The sequence below is a fragment of the Faecalibacterium sp. 7 genome (assembly GCF_049562865.1).
Classification (GTDB): domain Bacteria; phylum Bacillota; class Clostridia; order Oscillospirales; family Ruminococcaceae; genus Faecalibacterium; species Faecalibacterium wellingii.
On the sequence record NZ_CP186911.1, the window covers coordinates 2,102,315 to 2,123,318 of the forward strand.

Annotated in this window: 20 protein-coding genes; 15 read left to right on the forward strand and 5 right to left on the reverse strand. The window is 59.3% G+C overall.

Annotated elements, in window-relative coordinates; all coding sequences use genetic code 11:
• Positions 1 to 3: 3 nt before the first annotated feature.
• Both ACKXF7_RS10615 and ACKXF7_RS10620 read right to left on the reverse strand, forming a co-directional pair.
• Entirely contained in the window at positions 4 to 174 is a 171-nt protein-coding gene (locus tag ACKXF7_RS10615) for a hypothetical protein (protein ID WP_154255643.1), read from the reverse strand.
• A gap of 133 nt (positions 175 to 307) precedes the next feature.
• Positions 308 to 682 carry a hypothetical protein gene (locus ACKXF7_RS10620; RefSeq protein ID WP_423741245.1) on the reverse strand — a complete coding sequence of 125 codons (375 nt, stop codon included), beginning with the start codon at positions 680 to 682 and terminating at the stop codon, positions 308 to 310.
• A 268-nt stretch (positions 683 to 950) separates the two neighbouring features.
• Here ACKXF7_RS10620 and ACKXF7_RS10625 point away from each other — a divergent pair, with 268 nt between their 5' ends.
• The 13 genes from ACKXF7_RS10625 (at position 951) to ACKXF7_RS10685 (ending at position 15,013) form a co-directional block, all read left to right on the forward strand.
• Positions 951 to 3,479: a transglycosylase domain-containing protein gene (locus ACKXF7_RS10625; RefSeq protein ID WP_339395129.1), complete on the forward strand. Its 2,529-nt coding sequence runs from the start codon at positions 951 to 953 to the stop codon at positions 3,477 to 3,479.
• A 187-nt stretch (positions 3,480 to 3,666) separates the two neighbouring features.
• Complete coding sequence (locus tag ACKXF7_RS10630) at positions 3,667 to 4,107, forward strand: ACT domain-containing protein (RefSeq protein WP_005945891.1); 441 nt, start codon at positions 3,667 to 3,669, stop codon at positions 4,105 to 4,107.
• A gap of 47 nt (positions 4,108 to 4,154) precedes the next feature.
• Positions 4,155 to 5,390: a homoserine dehydrogenase gene (locus ACKXF7_RS10635; protein ID WP_249236912.1), complete on the forward strand. Its 1,236-nt coding sequence runs from the start codon at positions 4,155 to 4,157 to the stop codon at positions 5,388 to 5,390.
• Positions 5,391 to 5,417: 27 nt separating this feature from the next.
• Complete coding sequence (gene thrB / locus ACKXF7_RS10640; protein ID WP_249236910.1) at positions 5,418 to 6,323, forward strand: homoserine kinase; 906 nt, start codon at positions 5,418 to 5,420, stop codon at positions 6,321 to 6,323.
• 92 nt (positions 6,324 to 6,415) lie between these two features.
• Positions 6,416 to 7,615: an aspartate kinase gene (locus tag ACKXF7_RS10645; RefSeq protein WP_249236909.1), complete on the forward strand. Its 1,200-nt coding sequence runs from the start codon at positions 6,416 to 6,418 to the stop codon at positions 7,613 to 7,615.
• A gap of 341 nt (positions 7,616 to 7,956) precedes the next feature.
• Positions 7,957 to 8,769 carry a M15 family metallopeptidase gene (locus ACKXF7_RS10650; protein WP_423741246.1) on the forward strand — a complete coding sequence of 271 codons (813 nt, stop codon included), beginning with the start codon at positions 7,957 to 7,959 and terminating at the stop codon, positions 8,767 to 8,769.
• A gap of 39 nt (positions 8,770 to 8,808) precedes the next feature.
• The gene (locus ACKXF7_RS10655) at positions 8,809 to 10,107 is read left to right on the forward strand and encodes a M16 family metallopeptidase (RefSeq protein ID WP_423741247.1); all 1,299 of its coding nucleotides are present in this window, start codon (positions 8,809 to 8,811) and stop codon (positions 10,105 to 10,107) included.
• Positions 10,094 to 11,404, forward strand: a complete 1,311-nt coding sequence (yfmH, locus tag ACKXF7_RS10660; protein ID WP_423741248.1) for an EF-P 5-aminopentanol modification-associated protein YfmH — start codon at positions 10,094 to 10,096, stop codon at positions 11,402 to 11,404. Before ACKXF7_RS10655 ends, yfmH begins: the two co-directional genes overlap by 14 nt.
• Entirely contained in the window at positions 11,401 to 12,441 is a 1,041-nt protein-coding gene (lgt, locus tag ACKXF7_RS10665; protein ID WP_423741249.1) for a prolipoprotein diacylglyceryl transferase, read from the forward strand. Before yfmH ends, lgt begins: the two co-directional genes overlap by 4 nt.
• A 148-nt stretch (positions 12,442 to 12,589) precedes the next feature.
• Positions 12,590 to 12,901, forward strand: coding sequence for a 50S ribosomal protein L21 (gene rplU, locus ACKXF7_RS10670; protein ID WP_120120768.1), 312 nt, complete (start codon positions 12,590 to 12,592; stop codon positions 12,899 to 12,901).
• A 14-nt stretch (positions 12,902 to 12,915) separates the two neighbouring features.
• Positions 12,916 to 13,167 (forward strand): 50S ribosomal protein L27, encoded by a 252-nt coding sequence (gene rpmA, locus ACKXF7_RS10675; RefSeq protein WP_097800350.1) that lies wholly within the window; start codon positions 12,916 to 12,918, stop codon positions 13,165 to 13,167.
• 148 nt (positions 13,168 to 13,315) lie between these two features.
• Positions 13,316 to 14,599 (forward strand): GTPase ObgE, encoded by a 1,284-nt coding sequence (gene obgE / locus ACKXF7_RS10680; RefSeq protein WP_339395123.1) that lies wholly within the window; start codon positions 13,316 to 13,318, stop codon positions 14,597 to 14,599.
• 9 nt (positions 14,600 to 14,608) lie between these two features.
• Positions 14,609 to 15,013: a Mini-ribonuclease 3 gene (locus ACKXF7_RS10685; protein ID WP_348583238.1), complete on the forward strand. Its 405-nt coding sequence runs from the start codon at positions 14,609 to 14,611 to the stop codon at positions 15,011 to 15,013.
• Between the two features lie 124 nt (positions 15,014 to 15,137).
• Here the strand turns inward: ACKXF7_RS10685 and ACKXF7_RS10690 are convergent, their stop codons facing one another.
• Positions 15,138 to 15,344, reverse strand: a complete 207-nt coding sequence (locus ACKXF7_RS10690) for a hypothetical protein (RefSeq protein WP_249236901.1) — start codon at positions 15,342 to 15,344, stop codon at positions 15,138 to 15,140.
• A gap of 105 nt (positions 15,345 to 15,449) precedes the next feature.
• On the opposite strand from ACKXF7_RS10690, the gene ACKXF7_RS10695 reads away from it, so the two are divergent.
• Positions 15,450 to 16,988, forward strand: coding sequence for an RsmB/NOP family class I SAM-dependent RNA methyltransferase (locus ACKXF7_RS10695; RefSeq protein ID WP_423741250.1), 1,539 nt, complete (start codon positions 15,450 to 15,452; stop codon positions 16,986 to 16,988).
• Between the two features lie 181 nt (positions 16,989 to 17,169).
• Complete coding sequence (locus ACKXF7_RS10700) at positions 17,170 to 17,907, forward strand: YebC/PmpR family DNA-binding transcriptional regulator (RefSeq protein WP_044954219.1); 738 nt, start codon at positions 17,170 to 17,172, stop codon at positions 17,905 to 17,907.
• Between the two features lie 193 nt (positions 17,908 to 18,100).
• Here ACKXF7_RS10700 and galT read toward each other — a convergent pair whose 3' ends face one another.
• Both galT and ACKXF7_RS10710 read right to left on the reverse strand, forming a co-directional pair.
• The gene (galT, locus tag ACKXF7_RS10705) at positions 18,101 to 19,600 is read right to left on the reverse strand and encodes a UDP-glucose--hexose-1-phosphate uridylyltransferase (RefSeq protein ID WP_423741251.1); all 1,500 of its coding nucleotides are present in this window, start codon (positions 19,598 to 19,600) and stop codon (positions 18,101 to 18,103) included.
• On the reverse strand, positions 19,597 to 20,883 hold the full coding sequence (locus ACKXF7_RS10710; RefSeq protein ID WP_423741252.1) for a galactokinase: 1,287 nt from the start codon (positions 20,881 to 20,883) through the stop codon (positions 19,597 to 19,599). Before ACKXF7_RS10710 ends, galT begins: the two co-directional genes overlap by 4 nt.
• Positions 20,884 to 21,004: the final 121 nt, after the last annotated feature.

Here is a 21,004-nt window from a genome sequence, read left to right on the forward strand (position 1 = left end):
TGCTCAGGCACTTTTGGGCAGAGACACGATGACCCAGCGGTGCGGCCCATGGAAGCCGTCCACCTTGGCAGCTTTGCTGCAGGTACCGGGGCTGGGCGGGCCGAGGTGAATGCCGCGGTCCAGCTGCTTGCCGCAAAGACGGCACTGGTAATGGAGGGTGATCTGTTCTGACATAAGGACGCACTTCCTTTTATAACTGCTGAAACGGGTTAAAAAACTTTACCTTGCATCCCTATTATATGTTTTTCATATCGGAATGTCAACAAAAACAATTGCGAAATTAGAATAAAAAATGGGCAAAATGCGCTTATTCTCCCAGATCTTCCAGCAGCAGGTCCAATTCCCGTTCGCTGTACACCGTCACGCCGCGCTTGATGCGCAGAGCATCGTTCTCCGGCAGGAGATTCGTGTAGATGCCGGTGATGGTAATGAGCACTTCCGGCTGACCGTCGGTGCCGCAGCGGTACACGGCCACCCGTCCGCCTTTGTCGCACAGACGGTAGCTCTGCGCGGCAAGCTCCGGCAGCGCCTGCGCGGCAAGATCTGCTGCAGAGGAGGGCGGGGCTTCGCTGCCGGGATCGGGCACCGGCAGGTGCAGCTTTGGCAGGGCCATCCAGAACAGGCTGAACACAATGGTAAATACGCACAGCCCGTAAAACAGGCAGACACACAATTTGCGCATGGGGTAACACGCTCCCTTCTGGCACAAGTATGCCCAAAAACAGGGGAGAACAGTCAATTTTCACACGGGAATGCTGTACTTTGCATGGCAGAATGTGCTATACTACAATTGATTAAACCTGTTATGGCCGAAGATTGGTTCTTGCCCGCATTCTGTGTGCGTGCTATAATATGGTATTGTGTGCAGCTGTGTGCGCATGGATGAAAGGTACCAGCGCACGGCGCTGAAATGCAGCCTGAAATGTTAGGAGGCGATTCCTATTTCCAATATGAAGAAGATCAACCGCTCCGACAACGGACGCCCTGCTGCGCCCAGAGGCCGGAGGGTGAATACGAGCAACAGCCGCCGGGAACCTCAGCATGCCCCCCGGTCCGGACGGGAACCGGAGGAGCTGCAGGAATCCTGTGAAAAGAAAAAGCATCCGCTCCTGCGGTTCATTGGCCGGACCATTGCCACCCTGCTCTGTCTGGGCGTGATGGCAGGCAGCCTGCTGGCTGTGGGTGCCGTCTATTACGTGGTGCAGGCCACGGCCAATGACGGCGATTTGCTGGATCTGGATAACATTGAGCTGAGCCAGTCCAGCGTGGTGATGGCCACCGACCCGGACACTGGTGCACAGGTGGAGTACGCGACCCTGCGCTCCTCCAACAGCCACCGCGTGTGGGCAGATCTGGAACAGATCCCTGCCAACCTGCAGTATGCGTTCATCTGCACGGAGGATAAGGATTTCTACAACGAGCCCGGCGTCAACTTCAAGCGCACCATTGGCGCAATGATCAATGAGTATCTGCTGCCTATCTACAGCTCCAAGCAGGGTGCGTCCACGCTGGAACAGCAGCTCATCAAAAACCTGACCGATGACAACAGCGCCAGCGGCATCGATGGCGCACTGCGCAAGCTGCGTGAGATCTATCGTGCCCTCTGCCTGAGCCGCAGCTATTCCAAGGAGACCATTCTGGAAGCGTACCTGAACACCATCAGCTTTACCGGTACTATTCAGGGCGTGCAGACTGCGGCCAACGAGTACTTTAATAAAGATGTCAGCCAGCTGACCCTGTGGGAATGCGCATCCATTGCGTCCATTACCAAGAACCCCACCAACTACAACCCCTATACGAATCCCGAAAACCTCATCAACCGCCGCAACTTCCTCATGTACAACATGTGGCAGCAGGGCGTGATCAGTGAGGAAGAGTACCGCAATGCAGCTGCCCAGCCGCTGGTGCTGGCCGAGGAAGAGGACAGCAAGAAGAACTCTTCTGTTACCTCTTATTTTACGGATGCACTGTTCACGGAGCTGGTGCAGGATATCATGGCCAAGGAGAACATCTCCGAATCCGAAGCCCAGAAGCTGCTGTACACCGGCGGCTTTACCGTGGAGGCTACGGTGAACACCAAGGTGCAGTCTGCCATGGAGAACCTGATGCTGAATGCCAACGACGCATATTTCCCGGCGGGCTGGCATGAGGAAGAGGTGACCTCCATTTCCGATGACGACGTTCAGGTGATGAATGACGACGGTACCCCCAAGACCCGCACTGGCGATGACGGCACGGTCTACTATTATCGCAACGTCCGCACACAGGCGGCGATGGTCACGTTGGACTACGACGGCAACGTGATCGCCATTGTGGGTGGTCTGGGCGAAAAGACCAGAAGCCTCTCGCTGAACCGCGCTTACAGCGTCACCCGCCAGACGGGTTCTACCATCAAGCCCATTGGCGCGTATGCACTGGGCATTGAATATGGTCTGGTGAACTGGTCTACCATGCTCAACAACTCGCCCCTGTACCAGAAGCAGGACATGGTGATCCGTGACGAGGACTACTGCCGCAAGAACGGCCTGATGGGCCTGTCGGACAAGCAGCTGCGTGCTTACCCCAACGCATGGCGCAGCTGGCCCCGGAACTACGGCGGCAATTATGGCGACCACAGCGATATCCCGCTGTGGAACGGCCTTGCCCGCTCGCTGAACACCATCGCGATCCGCGTGGGCGATCTGGTGGGCGCAAGCAATATCTTCAACTTTGTTTACAACACCCTGCAGCTGAACACGCTGGACCCGGTGAACGATGTGGGCCTTGCCCAGATGGTCATGGGCAGCCAGACCCATGGTGTTACGCCCACGGCTCTGGCGGCTGCATTCCAGATCTTCTACGATGGCCAGTACACCACCCCGCACCTGTACACCCGGGTGCTGGATCGTGATGGCAACATTTATCTGGAAAACAATGCCACCAGCTATCAGGCACTGACGCCGGACACCGCTTACGTGATGAACCGCCTGCTGAAGAATGTGCTGTACTCCAGCGTGGGTACCGCAGGCGGACGCTACCCCAACTCCAACGGTATGGAGTCCTTTGGTAAGACCGGTACGGCCAGCGACGAAAAGGATCTGTGGTTCGTGGGCGGCACGCCGTATTATGTCACCGCTGTGTGGTGGGGCTACGATGCACCCTACGATATGACCAAGACCCTTGGCAAGCAGCAGGCAAAGACCCGTACCTGTGTTATGGCATGGAAGGCACTGATGGAACAGGTGCAGGCAGACCTGCCTTATAAGGCATTCCCCAGTTCCGCTGGCGTTGTGGAGCGCCGCTACTGCACCCAGAGCGGTCTGCTGGCCGGCGGTTCCTGCCCCAGCACGGCCGTGGGCTACTACCGTGCAGATGATCTGCCCGCCGCCTGCAACTATTCCCATGCGGCAGCACCCGCTGCGCCTGCAGCAGATGCGGCAGATGCAGCACCGGAGCAGACTGTCATCCCGGCAGATACAAGTAATCTGGATACCGAGTGATCTGTATTCGGCGGGAAAACAAAACGCAAAAGGCGTACTTTCAACACAGCCCCGGGGTGAATCCGGCAAGGAAACACCGCACTTCACACAACAAAACTGGGTAATCTGACAAAAACGCATCCGACCCCTTGCATTGCAGGGGGCCGGATGTTATTATATTCACTGCAAGAACACTTGTGTTTGTGAGGTGAACAAGTTGGAACGCCGCTTTTATCTGGTGGACGCGCAGGTGCTGCCTGAGGTTTTTCTCAAGGTGGTACGCGCCAAAGAGCTTCTGGCCAGCGGGGAGGCACGCAGCATTTCCGCTGCTACCCGTGCAGTTGATCTTTCGCGCAGCGCTTTTTATAAGTATAAGGACTGCATCTTTGACTCCGAGAATGGCCGCGAAGTGATCACCGTCATGGCCACTCTGCGGGATGAGACCGGTGCGCTGCAGAGCCTGCTGGCAGGCATCAGCGCTGCAGGTGCCAGCATTGTGACCATCAACCAGTCCACGCCGGAAAACGGTGCAGCACTGGTGGCAGTCACCATCCGCACCGACACCATGCAGATGACTCCGGAAGAGCTGACCGAAAAGCTTTCGCGTCAGCGCATGGTGGTGGGTGTGCACTGCGGATACAATCTGTAAAGTAGATATCAAATCAGGAAAACTCAGGAAAACGAGGGAGAGCAACAATGGCTAAAATTGCAATTCTGGGCTTTGGCACGGTGGGCAGCGGCGTGTACGAGGTTTTGTGCCGCAACGCTGCAAGTGTCTCCCGCCGTGCAGGTGAGCCGGTAGAGGTCAAGTATATTCTGGACCCGAAGGATTTTTCCGGTCATCCGGCCGCAAACCTGTTCGTCAAGAACTTTGATGTCATTCTGGAGGATCCGGAGATCAGGGTGGTGGTGGAGACCATCGGCGGCACCCGCTTTGCCTACCCGTATGTAAAGGCCTGTCTTGAGAGCGGCCGCAGCGTGTGCACCTCCAACAAGGAAATGGTGGCCACCTACGGAGCCGAGCTGCTGGGCCTTGCCAAAGAGCACGGCTGTGCCTTCCTGTTCGAGGCTTCTGTGGGCGGCGGCACCCCCATCATTACGCCGATGCACCAGTGCCTGGCCGCGAACGTCATCACCGAGGTGGAGGGCATCGTGAACGGCACCACCAACTTCATGCTCACCAAGATGGTGCGCGAGGGTCTGGGCTTTGACGATGCACTGAAAATTGCGCAGGAACTGGGCTACGCGGAGACCAAGGACCCCAGCGACGATGTGGATGGCCGCGATGCCTGCCGCAAGATCGCCATTCTGTCCTCGCTGGTCTGCGGCCACCAGATCTACCCCCAGAACATTCCCACCCGCGGCATCCGCGATATCACCGCCGCTGATGTGGCAGCAGCTGAAAAGCTGGGCTGTGTCATCAAGCTGATCGCATGGATGAAGCGCGGCAAGGACGGCAGTGTGGCGGCGGGTGTGGAGCCCTGTCTGGTGCCCAAGGCAAACCAGCTGGCCAGCGTGGACGATGTGTTCAACGCCGTGCTGGTCAAGGGCGATATGCTGGGCGATGTGGTGTTCTACGGCAAGGGTGCCGGCAAGCTGCCCACCGCCAGCGCCGTTGTGGCCGATGTGGTGGATGCCCTGAAGCATGGCGCCAAGGTGCACGACAGCCTGTTCTGGCAGCCCGCTGAGCCGGTGGACGGCATGCTCACCGATCCTGCTCCTGCCGCATATTATGTGCGTGTGGCAGGCATTGCTCCCGCAGTGGTGGAAGCTATCTACGGCTACGGCAAGGTGGTGGATGAGCGCTACGAGGGCTGCGCCTACTTTGTGGAGCGTGCCGACGACAAAGCCCTGTCCGAAGCGGCCCGCAAGGTGGAGGCCGTGGGCGGCAGCGTGAAGCTGGTGCTCAAGCGTCTGCCGGAAGAAAACTGATAACGGAAAAAGAAAGGTGCAGCGGCTATGAAGATCAAGGTTTCTGTCCCGGCCACCAGCGCGAACATCGGCTCCGGCTTTGATGCGCTGGGTCTGGCGGTGACGCTGTATAATACGGTCACCTTTGAAGACAGCGAGGTGCTGGATATCTCGTCTGCGGACGGTACCCGCATCCCGCGCGGTGAATCCAATCTGGTGTACCGCTCGGCAAAGGGCCTGTTTGAAAAAGTTGGCAAGCAGATCCCGCCCCTCAAGATCACCCAGACCAACCCCATTCCCATGGCCCGGGGTCTGGGCTCTTCTTCGGCCTGCATCATCGCGGGCCTGCTGGGTGCCAACCGGATGCTGGGCGATGTGCTCAACACCCAGGAGCTGCTCACGCTGGCCACCTCCATCGAGGGCCACCCCGATAACGTGGCCCCGGCCCTGCTGGGCGGTCTGACCAGCAGCGTGTTTGAGGAGGGCAAGGTGTACTCGGTCAAGCGCAATGTGGACGAAACACTGTGCTTTGCCGCCATTGTGCCGGACTACAAGCTGCTGACGGAAGCCGCCCGTGCGGCACTGCCCAAAGAGGTCTCCCACAAGGATGCGGTATATAATCTTTCGCGTGCAGCGCTGGTGCCTGCCGCCTTCTGTGAGGGCAGGCATGACCTGCTGGCCATTGCCACGGAGGATAAGCTGCACCAGCCCTACCGCATGCCGCTGATGCCGGGCTCCAAGGAAGTGTTCGACATGGCGCGCCTGTGCGGTGCAAAGGCGGTCTATGTTTCCGGTGCGGGCAGCACCGTGATGGCGGTGGCCGAAAAGGCTGAGGCCGAAAAGTTCTATTCCAAGCTGGAAAAGGGTCTGGAGCTTCTGGAAGGTCTGGACGGATGTGAAGCATTTACATTGCTGCGTTTGGATGCCGATAACACCGGCGCAACGGTGGAATGATAAATGGGATAGGGAAGTGCAAGGTTCTGCCTGCTGCTTCCACCCGGTGTACCCCTTTTGATCAAGGGACAAAAAGAGGAGAGTGACAAGATATGGCGTTGATCGTACAGAAGTTCGGCGGTTCTTCGGTGAAGGACCGTGACCGTATCTTCAACGTGGCACGCATTGTGGCAAATACCCACAACGCGGGCAATGACGTAGTTGTGGTGGTGTCCGCTCAGGGCGATACCACCGATGACCTGATCGCCAAGGCTGGGGAGATCACCCACAACCCTTCGGCTCGTGAAATGGATATGCTGCTGGCTACCGGCGAGCAGATCAGCATTTCGCTGCTGGCCATGGCGCTGAATGAGCTGGGCTGCCATGCCATCAGCCTGACCGGCTGGCAGGCAGGCTTCCGCACCGACCGCGCCTACACCAAGGCACGCATCAGCCGTCTGGAGACCGAGCGTATCTCCTCGGAGCTGGAGCGCAACCGTGTTGTTGTTGTGGCTGGCTTCCAGGGCCTGAACAAGCTGGACGACATCACCACTCTGGGCCGCGGCGGCTCCGACACCAGTGCAGTTGCCATTGCAGCAGCCCTGCACGCAGACCGCTGCCAGATCTATACCGATGTGGAAGGCGTTTACACTGCCGACCCGCGCAAGGTGCGCAACACCCGCAAGCTGGAGGAGATCACCTTTGACGAGATGCTGGAGCTGGCATCTCTGGGCGCACAGGTGCTGAACAACCGCAGCGTGGAACTGGCGAAGAAGTATAATGTGGAGCTGGAGGTGCTCTCCAGCCTGAATCCCGTGCCCGGTACGGTGGTCAAGGAGGTTACGAAAGACATGGAAGGTATGCTGATCAAGGGCGTCGCAAAGGACGCTGATGTTGCTGTTATCACGATTCTGAACGTTCCCGACGAGCCGGGCATGAGCTTCAAGATCTTCGGCCTGCTGGCACAGAAGAACATCAACGTGGACATCATCCTGCAGTCCACCGGCCGCGACGGTAAAAAGGACATCAGCTTTACCTGCTCTGAGGGTGAAGCGGATCTGGCCATGCGCGTGCTGAAGGAGAGCGCACACTTCAATGATGTGAGCGTGGACACCACCTGCGCAAAGGTCTCCATCGTGGGTGCCGGTATGCAGAGCCACAGCGGCGTTGCTTCCAAGATGTTTGAGGCACTGTCCAACAACAACATCAATATCAAGATGATCTCCACCAGTGAGATCAAGATCTCCTGCATCATCGACCGCGGGGATGCCGACAAGGCCGTTTCCGCCATCCACGATATGCTGTTTGACTGATTTGTAAAAAATGAATTTTATGCGCTGTACAGTTTCTTTGGGAGCTGTACAGCGCTCTTTTTGTTAACGGCCTCGCCCTCTCAGTCGCTTACGCGACAGCTCTCCCAAAGGGCGAGCCTCTGGCGAAGAGAAAAACTTTCTGGTTCTGCCAAGGCCTCTCACTTTGGGAGAGGTGGACGCGAACAGCGTGAGCGGACGGAGAGGGCAAGGCCGCTGACGAGGACGGTCATACTTATTTTACACTTCCGGCGTTTACACAAAATGCAAAGGGGTGTATAATATACACTGTATCTGTGCGGCGCAGCGCGCTGCAAATTCTGCCAAAGGAGCTGCAACGCACCATGGAACCAACCAGCAAGAAAACTGTAAAGCCCCGTATGACCCGTGAGCAATACATGCGCCGCAAGCGCCTGCGTCTGGCCCGCAACTGGGCGCTCCTGGTCCTGATCTGTGCTGGCATTGTGGCCCTGATGACCCGGGGCATCCTCTGGCTGCTGCCCAAAGCAAACGCTCTGCTTGCCGGGCCCCGGAGCTTTGAAGCTGCCAGCTACAGCGGCACCGGCTACACCTTTGATGCCGACGATGCGCGGCTTGTACTGGTAAACGCCAATCTGCCCTTTGCCGTGGAACCGTCGCCGACCCTTGCCCCGGCCAATGAGGATGGCACCATCCAGCTGGAAGCGGAAGCTGCCGATGCCTACCGGCAGATGTCTGCCGCAGCGGCAGAGGATGGCGTTGCGCTGGTGCTGTCCGCAGGCTATCAGGACGCAGATGCCCGGACCGCAGCCTATGAGGCACAGAAGCAGCAGTATCTGGAAAAGGGCAAGACCGAGGAGGAAGCCGCCAGCCTGTCCGCAGACATCCAGCTGCCTGCGGAATGCAATGAGCATGGCACCGGTTATGCGGCGGATATCCTCAGCAGCGACTACCCGGACCGTGACACCGGCTTTGATACGACCCGCGCCTACGAGTGGCTGACCGCTTATGCTGCGGAATACGGCTTCATCCTGCGCTACCCGGAAGACCGGCAGGCCGCGACCGGTGTGGTGTTCGAGCCGTGGCACTGGCGGTATGTGGGTACAGAAAATGCCCTTGCCATCCGGGCCAGCGGCTTGAGTCTGGAAGAATTTCTTGCCTTGCAGAAGGCATCATAAAATAAAAAGCTCCCTGCAAAAGCAGGGTGGAGGAACAAATTGGAACGTACTCTCATTGCGCCGGGCGTGCACCTTTCCTGCGACCCGGCGGAAAAATTCAACCGCTGCCGCATCAGCATCCATTTTGCCTTTCCGGCAAAGCGGGAGACCGCCACGGCACATGCACTTTTGCCCCTTGTGATGGAGCGTGGCTATGCCGACTGCCCGGACATGACCCGACTGACCAAAAAGCTGGCCAAGCTCTACGGTGCAGATCTCACGGTGGATGCCCGGCCCATGGGCTGCAGCCACAATCTGTGCGTCAGCGTCACCGGCATCAAGGATAAATTTGCGCTGGAAGGCGAAGAACTGACGCGGGAATATGCATCCATTGCACTGGGCGCGGCCTTCCATCCCTATTTTGTGGGCGGGACCTTTGACCCGGAGGCTGTGGGCATTGAAAAACAGATGCTGAAAAAGGCGCTGGAGGATGAGATCAACGATAAGCGTCTGTACTGCCTGCATCAGGCCAACCGGGAATTCTTTGGCGACAGCCCGGCAGGCGTGCGGCAGGAGGGCTATCTGGAAGAGGTGGACGACCTGACGCCGGAACAGCTCACCACGGCTTATTACGAGATGCTGCGGACCGCGAACATTGAGCTGCTTGTGCTGGGCTGTGACGCCGCGCAGACGGCAGCCGTGCGGGATGCCCTGCTGGCCGAACTTGCCGCCATCGACCGGGCTCCGCTGCCGCTGGCCGAGAACATTGCCATGCCGCGCCGCGAGCCTGTGCACAGGGTAGAGACCTACGATATGGTGCAGGCAAAGCTGTGTATGCTGTTCACGCTGGGCGAGCCCATGCGCACCGAACAGCTGGCAGCAGTCCGCCTTGCCATGGCGCTGTATGGCGGCAGCGTGACCAGCCGCCTGTTCCTGAATGTGCGCGAGCGTGACCATTTGTGTTACTACTGCTCGTCCTCGTTCCAGAGCTTTACCGGCAGCATGGCTGTGAACAGCGGCGTGGAGCACGCCGACGCTGCCCGCGCAGAGCAGGCTATCCTGAAGGAGCTGGCCGACCTGTGCAGCGGACCCATCACCGATGAGGAGCTGGAGGACTGCCGCCGGGGACTGCTGAGCGGAATGCAGGGCGTGGAGGATACGCTGGGCGGCATTGAGACATGGTATTACATCGAGGTGCTGCGCAGCGGCGGCGACCCTGCCAAAGTCCAGACGCCTGCCGAGGCCCGCGCCGCCCTGCAGGCCGTGACCCGGGACGATGTGCGCGCGATCCTGCGTAAGCTGACCCTCTCGGTCAGCTATCTGCTCACAAAGGAGGTAGACGCCCATGCCGCAGAATGATCAGACCCTGCTGGAAAAGACTGTGGCCGATCAGTGGAAGATCCTGCCCTCCGGCCTGACCGTCATCGTGCGGCCTATGCCGGGCTATTCCAGCACCCATGTCATTTTTGCCACCCGCTTTGGCTCCATCGACCGGGATTTCCGGCTGGACGGAAAAGAAGTGCACCTGCCCGCAGGCGTGGCACACTTCCTCGAGCACAAGATGTTCGAGGATCAGGACGGAGATGCCTTTGCAAAGTACGCAAAGACCGGCGCGAACGCCAATGCCTTCACCAGCTTTGACCGCACCTGCTATCTGTTCACCGCGACCCAGCAGCTGGACGAGAGTCTGGATGTGCTGCTGGGCATGGTGACCCACCCCTATTTTACCGAGCAGACCATCGCCAAGGAACAGGGCATCATCGGGCAGGAGATCAAAATGTACGATGACAGCCCGGACTGGCGGCTCATCACCGGCCTGTTCGAGTGCCTGTACCACAGCCACCCCATCCGCAGCGATATCGCGGGCACGGTGGAGAGCATTGCGGAAATTACGCCCGAAATGCTCTACGACAGCTGCAAGGCGTTCTATGCACCGGGCAACATGGTTCTGGCAGCGGCTGGCAATACCACCATGGAGCAAATTTTAGCCGCCTGCGAGCGCCATGGCCTGATGGAGCCCCGCACGGCAGAGGGTGTGCGGCGCCTTTGGACGCCGGAGCCCATGACGCTGGCCGCAGCGGAAAAAACGCTGAAGATGCCGGTGTCCAAGCCCTGCTTCGGCGTGGGCTTCAAGGAAGAGCCGCTGCCGTCCGGTGACCTGCGCACCGAAGCGCTGTATGATCTGATCCTGAGCTGCATCACCGGCGGCATGTCACCGCTGTACCGCCGCCTGTACGACGAGGGCCTTGTGAACCCGGGCTTTGGCGGGGAAGTGCTGCGGGTGGACGGCTGCTGCTGCATCCTGTTCACCGGCGAGAGCGACGCCCCCGATGCCGTGAAGCAGATGCTTCTGGACGAGATCGCCCGCATCCGCGCAGAAGGCGTGGACCGGGAGATCTTTACCCTGTGCAAGAACGAAAAATACGGCCAGCTGATCGAAAACCTCGAAAATGTGGAGGATTCGGCCAGTCAGATGGCAGATTTTGCCCTCTCCGGCCAGACGGTGGCTCAGCAGATCGCCATGCTGGCGGGCCTGACCGCGGAGGATGCGGATGCAGCGCTGCAGCACATCCTCAGCACAGAGCGCATGGCGGTCATGTATATCCAGCCGGACGGCACTGCGCCGCTGGCAGAGGACGAGGAGGAAGCAGAATGACAAATCTGGTACAGTTCCCGGGCCTTGGCCTGAGCTTTGAGCTCAACCGTGTGGCCTTTTCCATCGGTGGATTCAGCATTTACTGGTATGGTGTTTGCATTGCGTTCGGCATCTGTCTGGCGCTGGTGTTCGCGTTCCGTCACAGCATCGAGTTCGGCGTGGACCCGGACAGCATGGTGGATGTGATCCTGATCGGCATCGTGCTGGGCATTGTCAGCGCCCGCGCCTACTACGTGGCCATGGCACCTTTTAAATACGAGAGCATCTGGGAGATGATCGCGATCCGCGACGGTGGTCTGGCCATCTACGGCGGTATCATCGGCGGCTTTCTGTTTGGAGGCCTTGCCTGCAAATGGCGGGGCGTGCCGGTGCTGCCCATGTTCGACCTGACCGCCATGGGCTTTCTGCTGGGGCAGGGCTGCGGACGCTGGGGCAACTTCTTCAATCAGGAGGCCTTCGGCTGCAATACCACCCTGCCGTGGGGCATGTACAGCGAGGCTACCAGAGCGTACCTCATGGGCAGTACGGTCACAGCCCAGAGCGGCGTGACCATCGATCCGAACCTGCCGGTGCATCCCACCTTCCTGTATGAGAGCATCTGGTGCTTCGTGGGCTTTCTCCTGCTGTTCCGCTACATCAAAAAGCGCAGATTCAACGGCGACATCGCCCTGCGGTATATGATCTGGTACGGTGTAGGCCGCTTCTGGATCGAAGCACTGCGCACAGACAGCCTGATGCTGGTGCCCTCCATTGGCCTGCGGGCGTCCCAGCTGGTGGCAGGCATCGCCGTGGTGGCAGGCCTTGCGGCAGAGATCTACTTTACCCATAAGTTCAAGGACAAGCCCCTGATGGTGGAGCTGGCTTTGAACGCTGATAATAAAGCGGCCATGAAAAAGCTGGATGGGCCCATCGCCTTTGCAGGCAGCAAGACCCAGCTGCTTGCTTCCAGCCCGCGCAAGCTCTTCGTGGAGCGCACCGAAGCGTATAACGCCGAAGTAAAACGCACCATCGCGGAAAGCGGAAAGGCGGAAAAATAAAAAATCTTTCGGAAAGAGGAAAATTCCTCTTGCAATCCCGGCCTTTTTTTGCTATACTATTCTAGCCGCGTGGTGTGGGCGCCTGAAATGGCCCAGTGTAAGGGCCTGCCTTTACGACCAGCGAGTACAACGAAAAGGAATGAACAAAATGTACGCAATCATTGTTACCGGCGGTAAGCAGTACCGCGTGGAGCAGGGCGACATCGTCTACATCGAAAAGCTGGACGTTGAGGCCGACTCCGAAGTGAAGTTTGATCAGGTTCTCGCTATTGGCGAGGAGGGTTCTGTGAAGGTTGGCGCTCCTGTTGTTGAGGGTGCTACCGTTTCTGCCAAGGTCATCAAGAATGGCAAGGGCAAGAAGCTGAACATCATCACCTATCGCGCAAAGAAGCACAGTGCTCGCCGTATGGGCCATCGTCAGCCCTTCACCAAGGTTGAGATCACTGCGATCAACGGCTAAGGAGGTAAATTACAATGGCACATAAAAAGGGCGTAGGCAGCACCAAGAACGGCCGCGATTCCGCAGCACAGCGTCTGGGCACCAAGCGTGCAGACGGTCAGTTCGTTCTGGCCGGCAACATCCTGGTTCGTCAGCGTGGCACCCACATCATGCCGGGTGAGAACGTTGGCAAGGGCAGCGATGATACCCTGTTTGCTCTGGTGGACGGTACTGTCCGTTTTGAGCGCGTGGGCAAGAACGGCAAGAAGTGCAGCGTCAAGCAGTAACTTCTTTCGGATAACTGCAAAACGTAGAGAGCCGGACCCTCGTGGCCCGGCTCTTTTTGATGAAAAGAACCCTCTCAGGCCGCGCTCTGGCGCGTCCAGCTCTCCCGAGGGGCGAGCTGAATAGAGGTAAAAACTAAGGAGGGGCTGTATGGCAGCACAAACCAACTTTATCGACATCGCCACGATATGGCTCCACGCGGGCAAGGGCGGCGACGGTGCGGTGAGCTTTCACCGTGAAAAATTCGTGGCCGCTGGCGGCCCGGACGGCGGCGATGGCGGCCGCGGCGGCGACATTATTTTTGTGGTGGACGATCACCTGACCACCCTGATGGACTTCCGCTATAAGCGCAAGTATGTGGCCCCGGAGGGCGGCAAGGGCGGTGCCAGCCTGTGCCACGGCAAAAACGCGGAGAACCTTGTCATCAAGGTGCCGCTGGGCACCGTCATCAAGGACGCCGAGAGCGGCCTTGTCATTGCGGATCTGTCCGACCACACCCCTGTCACCATCGCAAAGGGCGGCCGCGGCGGTTACGGCAACGCGCATTTTGCCACGCCCACCCGCCAGATCCCCAAGTTTGCAAAGCCCGGTATGCCCGGCGAGGACATTCAGGTGACGCTGGAGCTGAAACTGATCGCCGATGTGGGCCTGATCGGCTTCCCCAATGTGGGCAAGTCCACCCTCATCTCCACCATCAGCGCAGCCAAGCCCAAGATCGCAAACTACCACTTCACCACGCTGGTGCCCACGCTGGGTGTCGTGTCCGTGGCAGAGGGCGCAAGCTTTGTCTGCGCCGATATCCCCGGCCTGATCGAGGGTGCCAGCGAGGGCATCGGTCTGGGCCACGACTTCCTGCGCCATGTGGAGCGCTGCCGCCTGCTGCTGCATGTGGTGGACGTCTCCGGCAGCGAGTGCCGTGAGCCCATCGAGGATTTTGAAAAGATCAACGAGGAACTGGCAAAGTTCAGCCCTGTGCTGGCTGAGCGTCCGCAGATCGTCATTGGCAACAAGTGCGATCTGGCCACCGAGGAGCAGATCGAGGACTTCCGCAAGTATGTGGAAGCCAAGGGTCTGACCTTCGTGCCCATCTCTGCCGCCACGATGCAGGGCGTGAAGGAACTGCCGGGCCTCGTGTATAACCGCCTGAAGGATATCCCGCCGGTGCCGGTGTTTGCTCCAGAGTACAAGAAGCCCGAACCCAAGGCCAACGACCGTGCGTTTGAGATCAAGCGCATGGAAGCCCATGTATGGAGCGTGGAAGCCCCGTGGCTGGAATACATTCTGGCCGGCAGCAATGTGGACGACTACGAAAGCCTGCAGTTCTTCCAGCGTCAGCTGGGCGAGAGCGGCATTCTGGACGCTCTGGTGGAAAAGGGCGTGCAGGAAAACGATACCATCCTCATCGGCGATTACCAGTTCGATTATATCTTCTAAGAGGTCACTATGAACGAATCAGAAAAGATCGACCCGCGGGAGCTCAGCCCGCTGGCGCTGGCCTTTGTGGGTGACAGCGTGCTGGAACTGCTGGTGCGTCAGCGGCTGGTGGAGCACCACCGCCTGTCTGCCGGAAAGCTCAACGCAGAAAAGGTCAAGTATGTTTCGGCCCGGGCACAGTTCCGGGAGGAGCAGCTGCTGGAGCCGCTGTTCACCGAGGACGAACTGGCAGTGTTCAAGCGGGGCCGCAACGCCAGCAAGGCCAGTGTGGCAAAGCATGCATCCCCTGAGGAATACCGCGCTTCCACCGGTTTCGAGTGCCTGCTGGGCTGGCTGTATCTGAATGGTCAGCTGAGCCGTGTGCATGAGCTGTTTGATACGCTCTGGCAGCAGTTTGACCCCAACGACAAGTAAGTAAACATGCGAAAGCCCGCTGCTTTCCGCACTGGAAAACAGTGCCGGAGGGCAGCGGGCTTTGCGGTTTGAGAGAAAGGTCAAAGGGTGCACGTCTGTGGTCCGTCAGGCGCGCAGGGCAGCGTTAGCGGCTGTTTCTGGCGTTGCTGGAACGGCTGTTCGTGGAGTTTTTGGCGCTTTCGTCGTCAGCGCCCTTGGTGTACTGGTTGGGGTGCTTGTGCTCGTTGGTGGCGCTGTTGGAGGTCTGATTGCTGGTGCGGTTGGAAGTCTGGTTGGACGTACGGTTCGAGGTCTGATTCTTGCAGTTATTGCTGCGGTTTTCGGTTGCCATAGTGAATGATCTCCTTTCGGTTTTCCGTGCGGGGCGGTGTGCCCCTCACAAGACCTAGTTTGGCCGCAGACGGCGGCTTTATACATCCCACAGGAGGATTGCAGAATGCCTACAGAATATTTTGAGCAGCGGGAGCGTGCCCTGTTGGGAGAGCGGTTCGACGCACTGTACGCGGCCCCGCAGGAGACCGCCGAGCGCGGTGTGACGGTCTCGGCCCTGCGCACGACGCCGGAGCAGTTCGCCGCAAAGGCAGACTTTTCGCTGGAAGCATCACCCTTTTGCAAGGCGGCATTTGTGGTGCACCAGCCGGACTTTAAGCCTGGGCGGCATCCGTACCACCATGCGGGCGTGTTTTACTCGCAGGAGCCGTCGGCGTCCTCGGCAGCGCCGCTGCTGGGTGTGCGGCCCGGGATGCGCGTGCTGGACATGTGTGCAGCCCCCGGCGGCAAAAGCAGTCAGCTGGCGGCGGCATTGCAGGGGCGCGGTGTGCTGGTGAGCAACGAATATGTTGCGGCCCGTGCGGATATCCTGAAAAGCAATCTGGAACGCATGGGCGTGTCCAATGCGGTGGTGCTCAATGAGTCGCCCGCCCGCATTGCGGACGCTCTGCCGGAGTTTTTTGACCGTGTTCTGGTGGATGCACCCTGTTCCGGCGAGGGCATGTTCCGCAAGGAGCCGGTGGCTCGTCAGCAGCACTGTGAAGCATTGGTGAAGCAGTGTGCTGAGCTGGGCGCGGAAATTCTGGACTGTGCAGCCGCTGTGCTGGCCCCGGGCGGGCAGCTGGTTTATTCCACCTGCACCTTTGCGCCGGAGGAGGACGAGGAACAGGTGGCGGCATTCCTGCAGCGCCACCCGGAGTTCACACTTGCAGATGCCTTGGGAAATGTGGACTACACCTTTGGCAGCGAGGGCGAAGCCAACCGCACCGGCGGTCTGCCGCTGGATGTGAGCAAGGTGCGGCGCATCTGGCCCTGTCAGGGCGGCGAGGGGCATTTTATGGCAAGGCTTATCAAGGCAGGCACGTCCCGCGCCCTGCCGCCGGAAGGAGAATACACCCCGGAGGAGCAGCTCTGGCTGGCCGCAGCGGAAGCCGCAGGCAAAAAGGCCAAGGGGAAGAACGGTAAGCCTGCCAAGACTCCGGACGCCCGCAGCGCCCGCCGCGAGAATGCCCGCGCCTGCCGTGAGGCGGTGCAGGGCAGCAAGCGCAGCCGCGAAGCACAGGCAGGGGAGACAAGCCCTGCCCAGAGCCTTGCAGCGTGGCATGAATTTGCCGGGCGGTATTTCCCGGCGCTGGCAGACCGCCCGGCTGTGGTGCATGGCGGCGGTGTGCTGCTGCCGGTGCCCTTCCCGCAGACGAACCTGCATGTGCTGCGGGCGGGCGTGTTCGTGGGCAGCGTGCAGAAGGGCCGCTTTGTGCCGGAGCACCACCTGTTCACGGCGTTCGGCGCGCAGTGTACGAACTGCGAGCAGCTGACCCTTGCCGACCCGCGCACGACAGAGTACCTTTCCGGCCATGAGGTGGAGGCCCGCACTGCTGCAGACGGCTGGTGCTGTGTGACGGTGGACGGCTGGCCGCTGGGCGGCGGCAAGGTGTCCAGCGGGCGGGTGAAAAACCACTACCCCAAGGCCCTGCGTCTGCTGTAAACAGGCAGAAAAAGCGCATTTTTCCCTACGATCCGCCGAAAACCGGGCCGATAAGACTTGAACGCTCTGCCCGGTTGTGCTACAATAATAGAGTTAGATTTTGTGTGCTGCCACAATGCGGGCGACCACAGCCCGTCTGCCCGCAGGCGGAGATTTGAGAATATACAGGAGGCTCTTTCCCATGTCTGGACATAGCAAATGGAACAACATTAAGCGCAAGAAGGAAAAGACCGACGGCGCAAAGGCGAAGGTCTTTACCAAGATCGGCCGCGAGATCAGCGTTGCCGTCCGTACCGGCGGCCCGAACCCTGCTTCCAACAGCAAGCTGGCTGACCTGATCGCCAAGGCAAAGCGCATGAGCGTGCCCAACGATAACATCCAGCGCATCATCAAGAAGGCTGAGGGCGGCGATAAGACCGAGTACGAAGCAATCACCTACGAAGGCTACGGCCCCGGCGGCGTTGCTGTTATGGTCGAGACCCTGACCGACAACCGCAACCGTACCGCTGCCGATCTGCGTCACTACTTCGATAAGAACGGCGGCAATCTGGGTGCTATGGGCTGCGTGGGCTTCCTGTTCAGCCAGAAGGGTGTCATTGATATCTCTCTGGAAGATAAGGATGCCGACGAGGCTATGATGGATGCTCTGGATGCCGGTGCTGAGGACTTCGACGCCAGCGAGGATGCAGCTGAGATCACCACCGATCCCGAGAACTACTCTGCCGTGGTCAAGGCCATGGAGGAGAAGGGCTACGAGATCCTGTCCGACGATCTGGCTATGGTGCCCATGACCACCACCCGCCTGACCGACCCCGATCAGCTGAAGCTGATGGGCAAGCTGCTGGATGCGCTGGAAGACAATGATGACGTCCAGAACGTCTGGCACAGCTTGGAGAACGAAGAGGACCTGCCGGAATAAGCTTCCGCAAGGCTCTTTGCTCCTGAAATAAGACGATAAAAAGCCGCTTTTTGTGCTGCGAGGCACGAAAGGCGGCTTTTTTGTGCTGTGTTGCGGAATGAAGATCGGCCCGATATCTTCGCTGAGCAATAAAAATCCCCCGCCGGCAAGGCATACCGGCGGGGGAAAGGGGGAGAGCGACTATCTTAAAAGATCATTGTACGCTTGCGAGGAACCGCACAAAGCCTGCACGGCCAGCCTCGTCCAGCTTGTAGACGCCGGCGTCGGCGAGGACCTCGGCGAACACCTGACCGATCTCATCCTGCAGGATGGGGTGCACATTGTCGGCGCTGAGTTCAGGGTGACGGGCAAGGATGTCCCCGGCCCACTCGGCATGCTTCTGCAGCTCTTCGGGGTACTGGGCTGCAGGTGTGCGGGAGACCAGCACATCGGCAAGCTCAGCCATTTCCTTTTTCAGGCGGCTGGGCAGCACGGCAAGGCCCATGACCTCGATCAAACCGATGTTCTCCTTTTTGATGTGGTGCAGCTTTGCATGAGGGTGGAACACGCCCAGAGGATGCTCCGGAGTGGTGATGTTGTTGCGCAGCACCAGATCCAGCTGGTATCTGCCGTCCCGCATCCGGGCAATGGGTGTGATGGTGTTGTGGGGCTCGCCGTCCGTCTCGGCAAAGACAAAGCAGCTCTCGTCAGAGTAGCCGCGCCATGCGGTCAGGATCTTGTCCGCCAGCTCCACAAGGCGGCTGTCGTCCTCACTTGTCAGGCGGATGCAGCTCATGGGCCAGTGCACGATACCGGCATCTACGTCCTCAAAACCGGGGAACACCCACTTCTTTTCAATGGGAGCCTTGGCCATGGCAAACTCGTAATGACCGCCCTGAAAATGATCGTGGCTCAGGATGCTGCCGCCCACGATGGGCAGGTCGGCGTTGCTGCCCACGAAATAGTGGGGGAACAGGCCCACGAAGTCCAGCAGCTTGCGGAAGGTGGCGCGCTCGATCTTCATGGGGGTGTGCAGATTATTGAACACGATGCAGTGCTCATTGTAGTAGACGTAAGGGCTGTACTGCAGGTTCCACGCGCTGTCGTTGATGGTGAGCGGGATGATGCGGTGGTTCTCGCGGGCGGGGTGGTTCATGCGGCCTGCATAGCCCTCGTTCTCAGCGCAGAGCTGGCACTTGGGATAGGCGCTCTGGGGGGCCAGCTTTGCGGCGGCAATGGCCTTGGGGTCCTTCTCCGGCTTGGAGAGGTTGATGGTGATGTCCAGATCACCGTAGGGGGTCTTGGTGACCCATTTCAGATCCCGCTTGATGCGGTAGCGGCGGATATAATCGGTATCCTGACTGAACTTATAGAACCAGTCGGTAGCGGCCTGCGGACCTTCGTTTTCGTAGCGCTCCTCAAAATTGGCGCGTACGATGCTGGGACGCGGAGTCAGCACACCCATGAGTTTGGTGTCGAACAAATCGCGGGCGGTGGAATTGTCCTCGCACACGCCGCGGGCTGCAGCGTCGTCCACCAACGTTTTCAGAATGCTTTCCAGATCAGTGTAGCACACCTCGCCCTCGGGTGCCGTAAAATCGTCCAGCTGCATGGTCATGAGCAGCTGGTTGCGGATATAGATTTCGTCGTCGGGCAGGATGAGCCCGGTGTCCAGCCCGTAATTCACGAGCTGCTGGATGGCGGTAGAGATCACAGGACAGCGCCTCCTTCGGGACGAATGCTCAGCACATGGCAGCGACCCTCGCCGAGGATGGCCTCCATGTTTTTCTTAAAATCAGCCAGCATTTCCACCGGCACAAAAGCCTGAGCGGTACCGGCAAAGCCGCCGCCGTGAACGCGGACCGCGCCCTTGCCGTTCAGGTAATGCTTGGCGGCAGCAATGGTCACGCCCATTTCCTGATGCTCCTTATACCCGGCGGGGATGACGTTCTGCAGGTATTCCCAGCTGCTGTGGCCGGATTCGTTGACCAGACGCAGGAAGGTGCCGAAATCGCCCTCGCGCAGAGCGGCGACCTGTTTTGCCACGCGGTCGTTGTCGGCATAAATATGGAAGGCACGCAGCACCGCGCGGTCGCCGCACTGCCTGCGGCATTCCGGCAGCTTTGCAAGGAAGGTCTCAAAGGGCACATCCCGCAGCACCTCGCCGCCGCACACAGCGGCCACAGCGCGGCACTCGGCGGGGACGGCGGCGTATTCGTCGGTCAGGTCGGCATGGTCTGCACAGGAGTCCAGAATGCACAGTGCAAGGCCGGCCTTGGAGAAATCCACCGGCACCGGCTCCACATCGGGGTGGGCAGGGTCGGCAAAATCAATGGTGATGATATTGCCCACGCTGGAAGCCATCTGATCCATCAGACCGCAGGGCTTGCCAAAGTAGACATTTTCTGCCCACTGGCCGATCTGCGCGATCTCGATGGGGGAGACCTTATCGGTCATGAAGCAGTCGTTCAGAATGACGCCGATCAGCACCTCGAAGGCGGCAGAGGAAGAAACGCCGCTGCCCTTGGGCACGTTGGAAGAAATGTACACATCCAGACCGGCCAGCTTTGCGCCGCGTTGACGGAACGCCTCACACTCGCCGCGCAGAAGGGAGATGGTGGTGTTTTCCTCTTCCTTGCGGGCAGTCAGGTCGTCAAGGCTGATAACGCACAGGTCGTAGCCCTCGCTCTGCACCCGCAGCTGGTTCAGGCTGTTGGGCGCGGCGGCGGCGATCATATCAATGTTCACGCTGCCGGCCAGAACGCGGCCGTGCTGGTGGTCGGTGTGGTTGCCGCCGATCTCGGTGCGGCCGGGTGCGCTGTAAAGGCCGGCTTCGGCGTGGGGGCCAAAGGTGGTCTCCAGACCATTCAGGGCTGCTTCGTAGCGGGCAGCCTGCGGGGCAGTCTCTTCGGGTGCACAGCAGTACAGCGATGCCAGACGGGCAGCGTGTGCGCCGCTGGAAAGCTCCTGCTTCCATGCGGAAACAGATTTCATCATAGGATAGTCCTCCTTTTGAGCGGGTTGGAACTGCAAGTACAGGGCAGCATACAGGACGCTCTGCACACTTCTGCCTTTATCATATAAAATCCGGACGGAAAAAACCATGTGTTATTGTTGC